We start from the raw sequence: 15,449 nt of genomic DNA, 5'->3' as shown, positions 1-15,449 counted from the left end.
AGTAGTTTCTGTAATCCAAAGGGAGAATATCTCCTTCGTATAATACTTTTAGTCTAATATTACCACCTCCCCTGAAAAGGGTTTTTTATTTTGATTATACCTCTTAAAAAAGTTCATATGAATAGGCTTATTTCTATAAACTAACATGGAGCCTAAAAATTTTTCTCCAGAAAATCGAATATCCCATCCCAAACTTACAGATTTGAATTTCAAAACTTCTGCCTCTTTGATCTCATTAAAGAAGGATAGTGCTTTCTCCATATAGTTTTCTTTAAATTTATTTTTTAAAGGATGGTTTTTAAAAAGATAGCTTTTTACAATTTTCTCATGAAGTAATTCGTAGGCAGAGGATAAAGATACTATATCAAGCCCATCTATTTCACCATTTGTGAATACCATAATACCATTTTGCCCCTTTATATAGGGAAAATTCTTCAATCCTTCCTTAAGCAATTTCTCCTCCCTTTTTAGAACATCTCTAAGAGCATCCGTTTTAGAATCTACCTTGTAATTTTGGTGATATTTATCAATCTCATTCCAGATAAATAGTTGATCACTTTCGAAATCCCCATAATGTATTAAAGAGTTAAAAACTGATTCGTTTTTACCCCTTCTAATATCTACTGGAATAATATATTCTGGATCTTCAAAAACATCTGAAGAAAAGCTCCATCTTCCTCTCTCTGTACAGCTTACGGGAATTATTACCTCTGAATTTTTCTTTACCAAAATAGAAGTGTTAAGAACTCTGTTTTGTTTGCCTCCTCTTAGTTCTTCTCCGTCCATGATAAACACTGGTGTGTCCAGTTTATTTATTACCTTTAAATGAGGAACTGTGCCAGAATTACTCACTTCTTTCACAAAAAAATTTTTGCTTTTTAAGGCGGACTCCAAGGTTATAAAATTGGGAACATTTTCTATCTCTAAGAAGAGAGGGAAAATGGCAACATTTTCACAAACTTGGACCTCTCCAAGCTTAATTTTACTCACATAATCTGTTATTTTCATAAAAATAAACCCTCCTTAAAAGTTTATCTAAGGTTATTTTAACGGGGTAGAGTGTCAGAAACTGTCCCTTTAAATTTTTGTTATTTTTCTAAAAGATTATAAGCTACTCCCAAAATTTGTGCGTCTTCTCTTAAGTCCGATGTGGTAATTTCAAAGTTGTTCTTAATAATGGGGGAAAGATAAAGATTTAGGAAAGGGGAAGCAAAAGGTTTAAAAGTTTCCCATTTTAATCCAATACTTCCTGATAAAATAATAATATCAGGGTCAAAAATATTTAAAAGAGAGGAAAGGGTTTTCCCCAATATTTTCCCTACTTTAGAGATAACCTCTATTGCATATTTATCTTCTCTTGCGAATAATTCAAATACTTTCTCAGTTTTTTCTAAATTTCTCCCTGAGATTCTGTTATATTCCCTCAATATAGAAGGACCTGAAATTTGAGATTCCAATGTTCCAACCTTTGAGGAAAAATAATTTCTTCTTCCAATTGGGATCCACCCAAGAGAACCTGGAACTCCATTTTTCCCATGTAAAGTTTTTCCATTAATAATAATTCCTAATCCTACTCCTTTTCCGATAATAAAATATAAAAGTATATCTTTATTTCTCCCCTTTCCTCTCCAAAATTCTCCAAGAGCTCCTGATACTCTATCGTCTAATATTTTTACAGGAATTCTTAATTTTTCATAAAGAAAAGACATCAAAGGAAATTTTTCTTCTGAAATATTGGGAAGCCAGATCTCATCTTTAAATACTGCTCCTGCTACTGAAATCCCAATAACTTCATTTAAAGAATAATCTTTACTCAAATTTTTATAACTTTCTTCAATGATTTTTCCTATCTCAATAAAATCTTTGGGAGTATTAAATCTTTCTTTTTTGAGAATATTCCCAGAAGAGTCTACAACAGCAATTCTTAAATTTGTTCCCCCAATATCTACTACAAAGAAGCTCATTTTAGACTTCTCCAAATCCCGAAAGAACAAAACCTTTAATATAGTATCTTTGCAAGAAGAGGAAAAGAGCTACGGTTGGAATAATTTGTAGAACTAAAGCTGTTAATATTAAATGTTGAGTTTCTGTTGTTGAGAAGGCTAAGGAAAGTCTTGATATTCCTACAGGAAGAGTCATTAAATGCTGGGAAGAGGATGTTACAATAAGGGGCCACATAAAGGAATTCCATTGTCCTATAAAAGTTAAAATTGCCAAAGTTGCCAAAGCAGGTTTTAATAATGGAAGAACGATTTTTAAATATATTTTAAGCTCATTTGCCCCATCAATTCTTGCAGAATCTAATAATTCATTGGGAATTGTTAAAATGAATTGCCTCATAAGGAAAATACCATAGCCACTTACTATAAATGGGGTAATCAACGAGAGATGATTATTCAACCACCCAAATATTTTCATAAGATAGTAGACAGGGATGATAAAAATGAATACAGGAAACATCATTGTGGAAAGAACAAACCTAAAAAGAGCTTCCCTTCCTGTAAATTTCAATTTAGCAAAGGCATACCCGGAAAGAGAGCTTGTCAAAAGAACACTTATAGTTACTGATAGAGCAACAATAAGACTATTTTTATAATAAAATAATATTGGTATTTTCTTTATTACTTCTACGTAATTTTTCCACTGTGGTTCAGAGGGAAGAAATTTAGGAGGAAAGGCTAAAAGTTCTTGAGGGGTCATTAAAGAGGCAGAGAAAAGCCAGAAAAATGGCAAAATCATCCAAAAGGCACCAAATATTATTACAGAATACCTAAAGGCTTCCCAAAGTAAGTTTTTTGTGTTTTTACTCATAACCTTTAATTCCTCCCCTTCGGAATATCCAAAGGACAATAAGGGTTATTATAAAAATAACGATAAATAACAAGAAAGCACCTGCAGATGCTTTGCCCATTTTCAGATATTGAAAAGCAGTCTCATAAGTATACCAGGATACAGTCATTACGCTTTTTGCAGGAGCATTTCTCCCAAGCATATAAGGAAGATCAAGCACTTGCCAAGCGCCTATTAATCCAGTGGCACTTAAAAAAGAAGCGTAGGTCTTAATAGGGGTAAAGTGATATACCAAAATTCTTTAAATCCAGTTGCTCCATCAATCTTTGCTGCATCATAATACTCCTGAGGAATATTTTTTAAGCTTGCTGTGAAGATTAACATAGAACCACCTATTCCTGCCCATATAGCCGTGAGAATAATAGAAAACAAAGCAATGTTAGGATCTGTTAGCCAATTTAACCCCTTAAGACCGAAAAATCTTAAAATAGCATTTAGCAAACCAGTATTGGGATTATACAAATATCCCCAAATTGTTGCTATCGCTACTTGAGGAGTTACTACAGGAGCGAAATATATAAATCTCCAAAGAACAGAAAATTTTGCCTTATTTATCATAACAGCATAGAAAAGAGAAATAGTTAGAGTAATACTTACTGTTAAGAGTGCATAGATAAGGGTATTTCGTAAGGACATAAGAAATAGATCATCTTTTAAAAGATCTATGAAGTTTTTCCAACCAATAAAAGGTGCTCTTGTAAAAGGAGTTAGCATATTCCATTTTTTAAATGAGACTAATAGGGAAAAGATTACTGGAAATAGGAAAAAGATAATATAAAATATTATGGCGGGGGCGAGGAACGCATACCCCGCCCCAATTCTATTTTCAAGGCTTTTCTTCATAATTTACCACCTCAATAGTTCTCCTTCAGAATTTCATCTATCTTTTTCTTTGCATCCTTTAAAGCTTGTTCTGCAGTTTTTCTTCTATTCCATGCTTCCACAATCTCTCTCATAAGGATTGTCTTTATCTCCTGTCCTTGAGCTACATTGGGTTCTTGAATTGTATGTATTAACTCTTTTACAAAAACTCCAGTGTACAAATCATTTAATTCATCCGGAAATTTATCAAGATCAGTTCTTCTTGGAGGAATAGCTCCGATATTTTTAGCCATAAGTTCTCCCATTCTTGTAGCACCATTTGACATGGTTTGTATGGTCATCCATTTAATAAAATCCCATGCTTGTTTTTTATTTTTTGAGGCGCTATCTACACCAATAAACCAAGTATATCCACAGGTTGCAGGTTTCTTAAGATAAGGAATAGGGGCTACTCCTACTGTCTCTAGATATTTATCTTTAAATGCAATCTTTAAACTTGTTTCATACCAAGGAGCCATGATCATCATTGCTACCTTTCCGGCAGGAAAATTCCAAACACTTGCTGCAGTATCTGTTCCTCCTGTTTTAAACAATTCTAATTCTGCCTCTAATGCTTCTACAGCTTCTTTTCTATCTAACAGACATTCTTTGAAATCCTTGGATAAGAATTCTCCACCATTGCTATAAAGTAAAGAAAGATAGGGATGAACTACTGCGGAATCCCATCCAGCTAAGAAGGCAAATCCATATTGGGCAATAGATCCATCGGGATTTTTCTTTGTAAGTTTTGCTGCCATACTTACTAATTCAGACCAAGTCTTTGGCGGTTTCTTAAATCCAGCTGCTGAAAGGAGTTTTTTATTGTAAACTAATGCATAATTATCCACCTCTATGGGTACTCCCCAGATCTTTCCATTTATAGTTGCTCCATCTACTGCAGGCTTTACAAAAAGAAGGCGAACTGCATTTTGGACATCTATTGGGGGCTGATCTAAAATTCCAGAATTTACTAATTCAACTCCCCAGAGAGAGTAAAGAACATAAATATCACTAGGAAGACCTGCAGTATGGTCCACAATTATTTTCTTAAGTAGTTCATCAAAGGCTACAGATCTAATTTCAATTTCTACATCAGGATGGGTTTTCATATATTCTTCCACATATTGTTTTAATCCTTTAGTTACTAAATTTCCTTTTTCATCTTTCACTCCTTCTAATTGATAATCAGACCAGTGAACAGTAAATATAAGCTTTGTTTTCCCAAAACTTAAAGATGTGAAAATTAAGAGAAGAATTAAAATGGGAACAAGAAGCTTTTTCATGAGATATCCCTCCTTTTAATTTTTATTCTATTTTTAACACTCTTGTATCTTCTGGAGGAATCTTAAGGGAAAAACTAAATTTATCTTCTGAAATATTTAGAATAAATTCTTCGTTAGTTTTTAAATCTACTAACTTTTTAGGAATAAAAGAAAATAACTCTTTCTTAAAATTTATCTCAATTTTCTGTTCATCATTAGAATGATTAAATACAAAAAATACTCCTTCCTTTTCACTTTTGCTACATCTTACTTCTACTAAAGAATCACTTTTTACTTCAAAATAAGGATAAACTCCAGAATCTTTTAACAATTTGAGAATAAAATCTATATTCTCATTAAATCCTAATTCAATAGAAAGTCCAATTAGTGTCCCTACCATTATAGCTTTACCCTTAAAGTATTCATTTTCAATTATTACTTTCTCATCTTTATAGCTTCCTATCACTTTTCCAGAGGTTGGTGTATAGGAAGATATATAATTCACTCCTTTAATCTTTCCAAAATCTTTTATTTCAATATCTACGGGCTCCCTTAACTCTGTCATATAATTTTCGACACATCCAAAGACTTCATCTAAACAAAATCCTGGAATCTTACCTGTAAGCCACCCTTTTTCATTGGTCCAGGCAATCCTTCCATCTGCTATCAAAACTCCACCAGATTTTACATATTCTTTTAGAGAGTTAGCGCATGATTCTGTAAGACTTATAGGAAAGGGAGCAAAAATTATCTTGTAATTGTTCAACTTTTCCTTGTTAAGATCAGAAATATGTATAAAATCTACTTCTACATTTTCTCTCATTATAGCTTTGTATATTCCAAAAATATCCTTTCTTATTATCTCTGCTCCTTGTGATCTTAAACAGGCAAGAAGTTTATATGCTTCTATATCGTAAAGAATAGCAACCTGAGCTTCCAATGGCTTTATATTCAAAAACATATCCATATTCTCTGTTATGATTTTTGATACTCTTCCTGCTGAATAAGTTCTTTCATTAAAGCCCCCATCCGGATTTGTTAATCCAAATTCTGATACCTCATAACCACAGTTCATAGGAAACCATGCATAATAATTAATTCCTTTTGCTCCTCTGGAAACAGCAAGCCATGCCCATCGATCCACATCTTTTTCCTTTACAGGAACACTAAACAACATCCCAGTAACTCCAGTACCTGTCTGAAGCTCTCCTATCCAAAAAGGTTTTCCTCTACTCTCACAAGAACTTCTTGTCGCATCTAAGGCAACCCCCATCTGATGAGGTTTTAGAGGCATCCAAGGACCTGTATGTTTAGGATAAAAAGATGTTCCCCAAATATCCACTTTTTCTGCCAATATCCAGTCATCAGAAGAACCATAGGAGATACCAGGAATACTATAAATTGAGGAAATAGCACAATGGCTTGATACTGGATGAACTTTGTCTGAAAGTTTTATTAAGTTTACTTTCCATTCTAAATCTTCTGCAATCTTTTCTATATTAAACTGGATCCAATCCAAAAGATCAGAGAAGCTTGATAAAGAAGTATATCTTGGGATTACTATTTCTTCCCAACTTCTGTGCTTTCTATACCATGCTCTATTTAACTCTTCTATATCTTTATACTTTCTTTTGAGCCATTCAATAAATCTCCTCTTTGAATTTTCACAATAACAAAACCATGGATTATACATGAAATCTATCCAAGACCATTGAACAATATGTGGTTCTGACCATATATCCCAGGCTAAAAAAGAGGAGTGGGAGGACACAACTTGAGAAAGTCTTCTTAAATATTCAGAAATATGTTACCTAACTTTTGGATGATCTGAACAATATCCCGGAGATGCTTGAGAATGAATCTTCAATCCTGCCCTATCTTCAAAAAGAGAATCAGGATATTCTATCTCTACCCAATTTGGAGCAGAATCAGTATATACTTGAACTAATGCCTTTATATTTAGTTCATCTGCAATAGATAAAAGAATATCTATCTCTCTAAAATTCCATTTATTGGGTTCAGGTTCTGCAGATGCACAATCATACCAGAATCTTACAGCGTTGAATCCTAAGGACTTAATATTTTCTAAATCTTTTCTTATTTGAGGTATATCTTTATCTTCAATTGGAAGAATCATTGGCGCTCTTGCTCTTTTTGCTCCATACCATACTGATACTGGGAAAAATTTATTCAAAATAATCCCTCCTTTATTAGACATAAAATAAAAAATATTAAATTTTATCAAAAAGCTTTAAATAAAATTCTCTGTAGGCTTTAAAGACATTGTTATTATGTTCTGGATCATTACAGATATTAGGAGACATAAATACGGGAGGAAGTTTTCCCATTTCACTTAAAATTTTCCCAGTTTCAGCGACAAGAGCCATGGTTATTGCTACTGCTGATACTGTTGATCCTGCAGATATTTTCTCTTTTCTCCCCTCAATTTCTATCAATGCATCTTCTGGGGGAACTCCATTATCTATTGTAATATCTGCAATATCTGAAAGTTTCTTTCCTGAAGAATGAATCGCTTTTGCCTTCTTTTGATTTTCCATAGAAGTGATAGCGATAACTTTTGCATCTTTCTTCTTAAACTCTAAAGCTACTTCAACAGGGGCTGCGTTTAATCCTCCATGAGAATATACAATTACTACATCTTTTTCAGTTATGGGATACTGATCTAAAACATTTTTTATATAACCCTCTGTCCTCTCAAGCCATAAAAGCTCTTTTACTCCACCAGGACCTAAAATATTAAACCACATGAGTCTTGAATCAAGGATCGGTTGAATTCCCACAAATGTACCATATCTTGGGAATACATCTTGGGCTGGAAGAACAGAATGTCCTGAACCAAAAGTATATACTGCTCTTCCCTGAGAAATAGCATCTGCCATAAGTTCGCTTGCTTTTCTAATATTATTCTTTTGGGTTTCCTTTACCTTTATTAATATCTGTATGATTCTTTCTAAATAAAGATCTGCACTCATATATTACCTCCCAATTGATATGTTGATATGATGATTATATGATATTAAAATTAAAAAGTCAATAATATCAAAATGCTGTCCTGTAATCATTTTTTGAAAAGAAAAACCTCCCAGGGTTAGAATTAGATTAGAAAGAGATAACATTTCAACCCCGGGAGGTGAAAACTATGGTCATTAATATTTTACCAGATTTTCCTTTAAGAAAAAAGATAAAAGAAATTTTAATTGTGTTAATAATAAGTTTAATAAAAGAGAAAAAACAGCAATTAGAGCTCTTTCTAAAAAAGCTTTATCTTTAAACCTTGTTAATCCCATTAACTACTCCTCTACTCAAGCTTTGGTAAATAGATTTAGGAGATTTTTCACATCTCACAAATGGAACTTTATAGAAATTCAGTTAGAAATTGCTAAATTCATATTAAGAAGACTTAAAAGACCATATCTTTCATTGTATGTGCTTACCGATTTTACATATCTAAAGGATAAATGGAGACTTTTAGCTTTTGCTGTTCCTATTGGAGGGAGAGCTATTCCACTTTTAGTTATTCCAGTAAGGAAAGATGATTTTTCTAAGTTAAAATGGAAGAGCGAGGTTGATTTTATTGATTGAAAGTATCTCTTTACTTCTTCCCTTAATTCCAAAAGGCACAGTTTTTATCTTTGATAGAGAATTTACATATAGAAGACTGATGGAATTTCTAAAAGATAAAGGGATGAATTTTGTTATCAGGTTAAAGAAGAATGTTTATGTAAACGAGAAGCTAATAACCATGTTGCCAAAAGGGATTTATGAAGGAGTTCTAATTCATGGGATAGTAGCAAATGTATACATAAGAGGATATGAAGTGATAAATGGGAAAGAAGATTTTTACGCATATGTAACAAGTTTGCCAAAGGAGAGCATAGAATAAAGTTATTAAAGGAGGAATTAAAGAGAGGAATAATAAGCTTCATAAATTTTGCCTTAATAATAATTGAGATATTAAGATTGAGGTTAAAGATAAGCAAGAAAGGAAGAATTGTGCTTATGATTGGGGGTGATTAAAAATGATTACAGATCAGTATCAAAATGAAATTGGCAAATAGGTATGGACATAGGTACCAGCATAGTAATAATAGTAGTAATGAGTTAGAAAGGAAAGAAATAGAAAAAGATAAAATGATAGAAAGAATTAAGGTTCTCTTTGATTTTATCTTATCTTTATTTAATATTTCTTAATCTTGGATCAAGAAGATCTCTTAAACCATCTCCTAAAAGATTAAAGCCCAAGACTAATAGGACTATAGCTAAGCCAGGAAATATTGCAGTCCAAGGAGCAATAATCATAAATCTTCTTGCACTACTTAACATATTGCCCCAAGAGGGATAAGGGGGTTGGACTCCTAACCCTAAAAAACTTAAAGCAGATTCTAATAAAATGCCTAAGGATAAACACAAAGACATTTGAACAATTATAGGAACAATAATATTAGGGAAAATATGTTTAAATAAGATATGAAATTTTCCTCCCCCTATAGCAAAAGCGGATTGAACAAAATCTAAATTTTTAATACTTAAAATTGAGGCACGAACTAATCTCGCAAATTGTGGGGTGTAGACTATTCCGATGGCAATTATTACATTATAAGTTTTTTCTCCTAATATTCCCATGATAAAGATGGCAAGAAGCAAGGGGGGAAAAGAAAAAAGTACATCAACTACTCTCATTAAAAAATTATCTAATTTCCCGCCCCAAAAACCAGAGATTACTCCTATAGATATTCCAAGAAGTGAAGCTATGAGAGTTGCGGAAAAACTTATTAAAATAGAAATTCTACTACCCCATATAATCCTGGAAAGTATGTCTCTTCCAAACTCATCGGTCCCTAAAGGATGTTTAAGAGATGGAGGCTGTAAAATTTCATCATAATTCATTTCAATGGGATCATATGGAGTCCAAAAAATTCCTACTATTGCTATAAGTAAATAAAAAATAATGATTGACAATCCCGTAAGAGCTATATAATTTTTTCTAAATCTTATTAATGTTTTCATTTTTTAATCATATCTAATTCTTGGATCTATAAGAGCATAAATAATATCAGTGAATAAATTTATAATGACAAATAGTAAAGAAATAATTAGAACTATACCTTGTAGAAGAGGATAATCCCTTTGAAAAATAGCATACAAAGCTAATCTTCCCATTCCGGGAAGAGCAAATACTTCTTCTATAACAATCGCTCCCCCTAATAGATATCCTGCATTAAAACCTAAAATTGTGACTATTGGAAGTAATGCATTTCTTAAAGCATGTTTAAATAATACAACTTTTTGGGGAAGTCCTTTTGCTTTAGCTGTCTTAATATAGTCCATTTGAAGAACTTCTAAAATGCTATTTCGAGTAAATCGCATTACTACCGCTCCTAAACCAAGTCCAATAGCCAAGGATGGGAAAAATAGCATTTTTATATTAAGAAATGGATTTTGGGAAAATGGTATGAAATTTCCCATAGGAATCCAACCTTCAAGAGAAGAAAATAAGATAACAAAGAGGGTTGCAAGCCAAAATTGAGGCAAAGAAAGTCCTAAAAGTCCAGTAATTCTAATTAAAATATCAATAACAGGATTTTGTTTTAAAGAAGATAATATTCCTAAGGGAATTCCAATAATTATAGAAATTAACAGAGAAAATATTGTTAATTCTAAACTAAGAGGAAGTCTACTTAAAATATCAGGCAAAACTGGTCTACTTGTTCTTAAAGAGTAACCAAAATCTCCTCTTAGGATTCTTGCTAACCACTCAAAGTAAAGAATAGGAATAGGTTTGTCTTCTCCAAAAATTCTTTTAAGTTCTTCCATTTGCTCAGGAGTTGCTTCTACTTGTGTCCCTAAAAATAGCTCTAAAGCGCTTCCTGGAATTAATCTTACTAAGAAAAAAACTAAGATAGATACTCCAAATAAAACAGGAATGATTGATAATAATCTTTTTATTATATATTTTCCCATTTATCCTCCTTAGGGGGGAATTATGGAACAATTCCCCCCTAAAATTTATACTACTTTTCTATCCATGTATTTGCAAGATAATATAGAGCTCCATTCCCAACTTGTTTGAAGTCTTTTACGTAAGATTTTAGTACTTGAGTTTCATAAGGAACATAGAGAAATATTACGGGAGCCTTTTCTGATATAAGAGCTTGTAATTTATCATATATAGGTTTTCTTTCTTCATATTTTGTTAGCCTTCTTCCCTCTTCTAATAGCCTATCTATTTCTTCGTCTTTAAATAAGAAATTGTTAACTGCTCCTTTGCTATGTAATATGCGATATAAAAATCTATCAGGGTCAGGGTCTCCACCTCTTAGTTCTACCATTGAATCAAAGTCTCTCTTTCTCCATCTATCAATGTACATTCCCCACTCAAGAACTTCTAACTCTGGCTTAAGTCCTATTTTTTTTAGCTGATTCTGTATTACTTGTGCTACTGCTATTCCTCCCTCATATGTTGGGGAACACACTATTTTAAAGGAGAAGCCATTAGGATAACCTGCTTGAGTCAATAATTCTTTTGCCTTTTTAATATTTGGTCTTGAGAATGGTAAGAACTTGACAGATTTTGCCCATCTTTTTACAGAAGCTGGAATAGGACCTGATGGCATTGCCATACCAAATTCAGCAGTAGCAACTATTTCATCTCTATCTATGGCAAGGGCAATTGCTTGTCTTACTCTTATATCATCAAAAGGCTTCCTTGTTGTATTAAATCCAAACGTCCTTACATTTATACCCGGCTTTTGCATTACTACTAAATTTGGATCTTTTTTTGCCTGTAAAATAACACTACCATCATTAATTGTAGCCATGTCAAGAGCGCCTGCTTTTAAACCTGCAAGAAGAGAAGTTTGTTCTGGGATTACTCTAAAGATTACTTCATCAAGATAGGGAAGTCCTTTCTCAAAATAATCAGGATTTCTTACTAATCTCATATAGTTATCAGGGACCCATTCTGCCAATTTAAAAGGTCCTGTTCCTACAACATTTCTTTGTAGATTCCCATATTTTTCAACTTCTTCCTTAGGAACGATGGCACAATTATTAGAAGCAAGTCCACTTAGTAGAGAGGCTAAAGGTGTGGATAGTTTGATCTTAATAGTATATTTATCAATTATTTCAATACTTGTAATAGGTTCAATGTAGGAACGACCTGGTGAACCTGTCTTAGGATCAAGAATTCTTTCTAACGTGTATTTTACATCTTCTGCAGTAAGTTCTCTTCCGTTATGGAATTTTACACCCTTTCTAAGATGGAAAATGTATGTTAAATTATCAGGAATCTCCCATGATGATGCAAGATCTGGTACAATATTTAAGTTATGATCATATTTAACAAGCCTATTATAAAGAAGATCTATTCTTCTAAAAGAAGAAAATGCAGTTACTATGTTGGGGTCTAAGCCTACAACCTCCTGATCCACTCCAATGGTTAGAGTTCCGCCTTTTACCTTTCCAGAGGAGAAAGAAAAGATAACAAACAGAATCATAATGGAAAAAACAAGTAATTTTCTCATTTAGATAACCCCCTTTTAATTATTTTTTTTAATAAACACACTAATTTTCTCACCCCCTTGTTACATTAATTTTAAAGAGTGCAGTTTTTTAAAGACTGTAGCATATTCTAAATCTATCTCAAGACCATGCACTCTTACCATAGATCTATAAAATCCTTTATAAGGGAAATAGGAAAGATTACCTTTAAAGTCTAAACTCTTTTCTTCTCTAAATATTCTAAACTCCTCCAATGCCAAGAACCATTTATTAACTTCTTCCTCCTCCAAAGGAATGTATATGTCTGGAGAGAAATCTTTTAGGTCTTCAAAGTTTTCACCAAAGAGTACATTTTCTAAGGATAAAGAAAAGCTTGAAATTTTTAATATTCTTTGGATAGACTCTAAAATTAAAAAGTGAGTTTTTCTATGGGTTGGGTGCCAGCTTCCACTCCAGTGTGTAACCAAAAAATCTGGTTTTTCTTTAAGTAACATGATGGTAATCTCATTTATAACGGAATCTTTTAGAAGTTCATCCTTTCTAATTCCTAAGCAATCTGAAGTCACCCCCAGGATTTTCTCCGCCCTTTTCATATCTTCATAAAGAGGGTCCTCTTTGGTTCCTGTAAGGGCAATAAACCTTATATCATGCCCAAAAGGAGAGTACTTGACAGCAAGCCCTCCTGCCATAAGTTCAGCATCCATAATATGAGCACCAAAAACTATAATTTTCATCTCTTTTTTGGGGGAAGAGAAATTTTCCCTCCAAATACTGGGTATTTTGCCCCCGATGCGGAAGGAACGTTATTTGGTACTCCAAAGAGCATTTCATCCGCTAATACTCCCCAGGTTACTGCCTCTCTTGCATCATTTGGAATCCCAAAATCCTCATGGGTCTTCACTTTTATGGGATGGAGCCTTTTCTTTAGCCACTCTACTAAGGTTTTATTATGGGTCCCTCCACCACCTAATATTACTTCTTGGAGCTCGTATCCCTTTGGATAAAATTTTTCATAACTATATGCGATGGCTTCCACAGTAAAAGCTGTAAGGGTAGCAACAATATCTTCAAAGGAGAGATTTTTTTCTTCTGCCATTTTTAATACTTCCTTGAAGAAATTTTCTCCAAAAAGCTCTCTTCCTGTAGTTTTTGGTGGCTCCTTTTTTATATATGGATGGTCCATGAGAATGGAAAGAATTTCTTCATTGATCTTCCCTTTTTTAGCTATACTTCCATCGGGATCATATTCAAGTTCTCCATTGGTAAAATATCTTACCGCATAATCGATTAGCATATTTCCAGGTCCACAATCGAAGGACTTTAGAGAGTCCCAGGAAATGTCCTTAGGGAGAAAGGTAACATTGGCGATTCCACCGATATTTTGTACTGCTCTATTTATATTCTCATCCTTAAAAAGAAGATAGTCCACATATACACTCAAGGGAGCTCCATGTCCTCCTCCTGCAATATCCGCTGCCCTTAAATCCATAACAGTAATAGTTTCAAGCCTATCTGCAATCACTGCAGATTCTCCTATCTCCATATGAGCTCCTTTATAGTTATTTTCTTCAGAGGGAGGATCATGATACAGAATTGGTCCCTGGGCTGAAATAGCAAAAAGTTGTTCTTTTTTAATATTTAGTTTATTCAGTAGTTCCAATGCAGCTTCAGAGAAAATTTCTCCAATAGTATGATGGAGTCTTACCAAATCCTTTGCCTGAAAGAAATTAGGAGGGTAAACTTTGAAAATCTTCTCTTTAATCTCCTTAGGATAGGGATATTGAAGATAACCTATAAATTTGATTTTTTTCTCTTCTCTTAATCCCTGAACCTCTATTAATGCACAAGAAATTCCATCACAAGATGTTCCTGACATCATTCCCAAAACTAATCTTTTCTCATTTGGAGAGATATTTTTTATAAACATAAAATTACACCCCTAAGTAGTTAATTCCACATATAATTGATATCTATCTCCTCTTAGGATTGATTCTACAAATTCTCCGGGTTTTTCATCTGTCAAAAAAGTTATTCTCTGTACATAAAAAATGGGATTATTTTTTCCTATTTTTAACTTCTCTGCCTCATAACTATTTGGCATTCTTACCCAGTAAGTTTCTTCTGCCCTTTTAAATACTATTCCATATTTTTTCTTTAAGTATTCATAAAGGGAGCCATTTCCTAATTCTTCTTTATCAATATAAAGGAAAATATCTGATGGAAGATATGCTGTTTGGAGACCCATAGGGCTTTCATCAGCTAATCTTAATCTTTCAAGTTTCCAAACCTTTGTACCTTCATTTATCTTTAGTTTCTCTTGAATTAAAAAGGATGGAGAAATTAATTCCAAATTTAAAATAATACTATCAGGCTTTAGATTCCTTGATAGCATGTCTTGGGTGAAATTGGTAAGTTTTCCTAATCTCTGCTGAACTTGTGGGATACTTACAAAAGTTCCCTTACCTTGTTTTCTATAAAGTAATCCTTCTTGAACTAAATCATTAATAGCTCTAATAACAGTCATTCTTGAAACTTTGTATTTTTGTGCCAATTCTTGTTCTGATGGAATTTTACTTCCAGGGGGATACTCTCCCTTTAATATTTTTTCTCTTATACTTTCTCTAAGTTTATAGTACAAAGGAAGAGGTAAATCCTTCTCCATCTCTCTCCTCTTCATATTATCATATTGATATAACAATTATATGGGAAAAATAAAAATAAGTCAATGGTGATAAAAACTGATCTGTAATCATTTTTAATCACCCCCAATCATAAGCACAATTCTTCCTTTCTTGCTTATCTTTAACCTCAATCTTAATATCTCAATTATTCTTAAGGCAAAATTTATGAAGCTTATTATTCCTCTCTTTAATTCCTCTTTTAATAACTTTATTCTATGCTCTCCCTTCTCTATTTTTGATGTTAAGTAAATAACTAACAATGCTCCCATAAATA

General features: G+C 33.0%; 17 protein-coding genes. 1 reads left to right on the top strand and 16 read right to left on the bottom strand.

Going from position 1 to position 15,449, the window contains the following annotated elements:
• Nucleotides 1-48: 48 nt before the first annotated feature.
• The 9 genes from CBR30_05960 to CBR30_05920 form a co-directional block, all read right to left on the bottom strand.
• Nucleotides 49-1,008 carry a hypothetical protein gene (locus CBR30_05960; GenBank protein ID PMQ01371.1) on the bottom strand — a complete coding sequence of 320 codons (960 nt, stop codon included), beginning with the start codon at nt 1,006-1,008 and terminating at the stop codon, nt 49-51.
• 80 nt (nt 1,009-1,088) lie between these two features.
• Nucleotides 1,089-1,964 (bottom strand): hypothetical protein, encoded by an 876-nt coding sequence (locus CBR30_05955; protein ID PMQ01370.1) that lies wholly within the window; start codon nt 1,962-1,964, stop codon nt 1,089-1,091.
• Between the two features lies 1 nt (nt 1,965).
• A complete protein-coding gene (locus CBR30_05950; GenBank protein ID PMQ01369.1) occupies nt 1,966-2,811 on the bottom strand; it encodes a sugar ABC transporter permease in 846 nt (281 codons plus the stop codon).
• Nucleotides 2,804-3,010: a hypothetical protein gene (locus CBR30_05945; GenBank protein ID PMQ01368.1), complete on the bottom strand. Its 207-nt coding sequence runs from the start codon at nt 3,008-3,010 to the stop codon at nt 2,804-2,806. The genes CBR30_05950 and CBR30_05945 overlap by 8 nt, the downstream gene beginning before the upstream one ends.
• 29 nt (nt 3,011-3,039) lie before the next feature.
• On the bottom strand, nt 3,040-3,693 hold the full coding sequence (locus CBR30_05940; GenBank protein PMQ01367.1) for a sugar ABC transporter permease: 654 nt from the start codon (nt 3,691-3,693) through the stop codon (nt 3,040-3,042).
• A gap of 11 nt (nt 3,694-3,704) precedes the next feature.
• Nucleotides 3,705-4,994 carry a hypothetical protein gene (locus CBR30_05935; GenBank protein ID PMQ01366.1) on the bottom strand — a complete coding sequence of 430 codons (1,290 nt, stop codon included), beginning with the start codon at nt 4,992-4,994 and terminating at the stop codon, nt 3,705-3,707.
• A gap of 22 nt (nt 4,995-5,016) precedes the next feature.
• Complete coding sequence (locus CBR30_05930) at nt 5,017-6,744, bottom strand: hypothetical protein (GenBank protein PMQ01365.1); 1,728 nt, start codon at nt 6,742-6,744, stop codon at nt 5,017-5,019.
• Nucleotides 6,745-6,780: 36 nt separating this feature from the next.
• Nucleotides 6,781-7,218 carry a hypothetical protein gene (locus tag CBR30_05925; GenBank protein PMQ01364.1) on the bottom strand — a complete coding sequence of 146 codons (438 nt, stop codon included), beginning with the start codon at nt 7,216-7,218 and terminating at the stop codon, nt 6,781-6,783.
• Nucleotides 7,205-7,966: an SIS domain-containing protein gene (locus CBR30_05920; protein PMQ01363.1), complete on the bottom strand. Its 762-nt coding sequence runs from the start codon at nt 7,964-7,966 to the stop codon at nt 7,205-7,207. Before CBR30_05920 ends, CBR30_05925 begins: the two co-directional genes overlap by 14 nt.
• A gap of 593 nt (nt 7,967-8,559) precedes the next feature.
• On the opposite strand from CBR30_05920, the gene CBR30_05915 reads away from it, so the two are divergent.
• A complete protein-coding gene (locus tag CBR30_05915; protein ID PMQ01362.1) occupies nt 8,560-8,877 on the top strand; it encodes a hypothetical protein in 318 nt (105 codons plus the stop codon).
• Nucleotides 8,878-9,167: 290 nt separating this feature from the next.
• Here CBR30_05915 and CBR30_05910 read toward each other — a convergent pair whose 3' ends face one another.
• From CBR30_05910 to CBR30_05880, 7 genes are all read right to left on the bottom strand, one after another.
• Entirely contained in the window at nt 9,168-10,001 is an 834-nt protein-coding gene (locus tag CBR30_05910; protein PMQ01361.1) for a glutathione ABC transporter permease GsiD, read from the bottom strand.
• Between the two features lie 3 nt (nt 10,002-10,004).
• Nucleotides 10,005-10,955: a glutathione ABC transporter permease GsiC gene (locus CBR30_05905; GenBank protein ID PMQ01360.1), complete on the bottom strand. Its 951-nt coding sequence runs from the start codon at nt 10,953-10,955 to the stop codon at nt 10,005-10,007.
• A 50-nt stretch (nt 10,956-11,005) separates the two neighbouring features.
• Nucleotides 11,006-12,517, bottom strand: coding sequence for an ABC transporter substrate-binding protein (locus CBR30_05900; protein ID PMQ01359.1), 1,512 nt, complete (start codon nt 12,515-12,517; stop codon nt 11,006-11,008).
• Nucleotides 12,518-12,577: 60 nt separating this feature from the next.
• On the bottom strand, nt 12,578-13,228 hold the full coding sequence (locus CBR30_05895; GenBank protein PMQ01358.1) for a hypothetical protein: 651 nt from the start codon (nt 13,226-13,228) through the stop codon (nt 12,578-12,580).
• The gene (locus CBR30_05890; GenBank protein PMQ01357.1) at nt 13,225-14,421 is read right to left on the bottom strand and encodes an anhydro-N-acetylmuramic acid kinase; all 1,197 of its coding nucleotides are present in this window, start codon (nt 14,419-14,421) and stop codon (nt 13,225-13,227) included. Before CBR30_05890 ends, CBR30_05895 begins: the two co-directional genes overlap by 4 nt.
• A 12-nt stretch (nt 14,422-14,433) precedes the next feature.
• Nucleotides 14,434-15,171 (bottom strand): phosphonate metabolism transcriptional regulator PhnF, encoded by a 738-nt coding sequence (locus tag CBR30_05885; protein PMQ01356.1) that lies wholly within the window; start codon nt 15,169-15,171, stop codon nt 14,434-14,436.
• Between the two features lie 78 nt (nt 15,172-15,249).
• Nucleotides 15,250-15,449: hypothetical protein (locus CBR30_05880; GenBank protein PMQ01355.1), on the bottom strand; the 200-nt coding region annotated here is incomplete at its 5' end.

This window comes from Dictyoglomus sp. NZ13-RE01 (assembly GCA_002878375.1).
In the GTDB taxonomy this organism is placed as follows: Bacteria; Dictyoglomota; Dictyoglomia; order Dictyoglomales; family Dictyoglomaceae; genus NZ13-RE01.
This window is presented reverse-complemented; position numbering and strand designations above follow the sequence as displayed.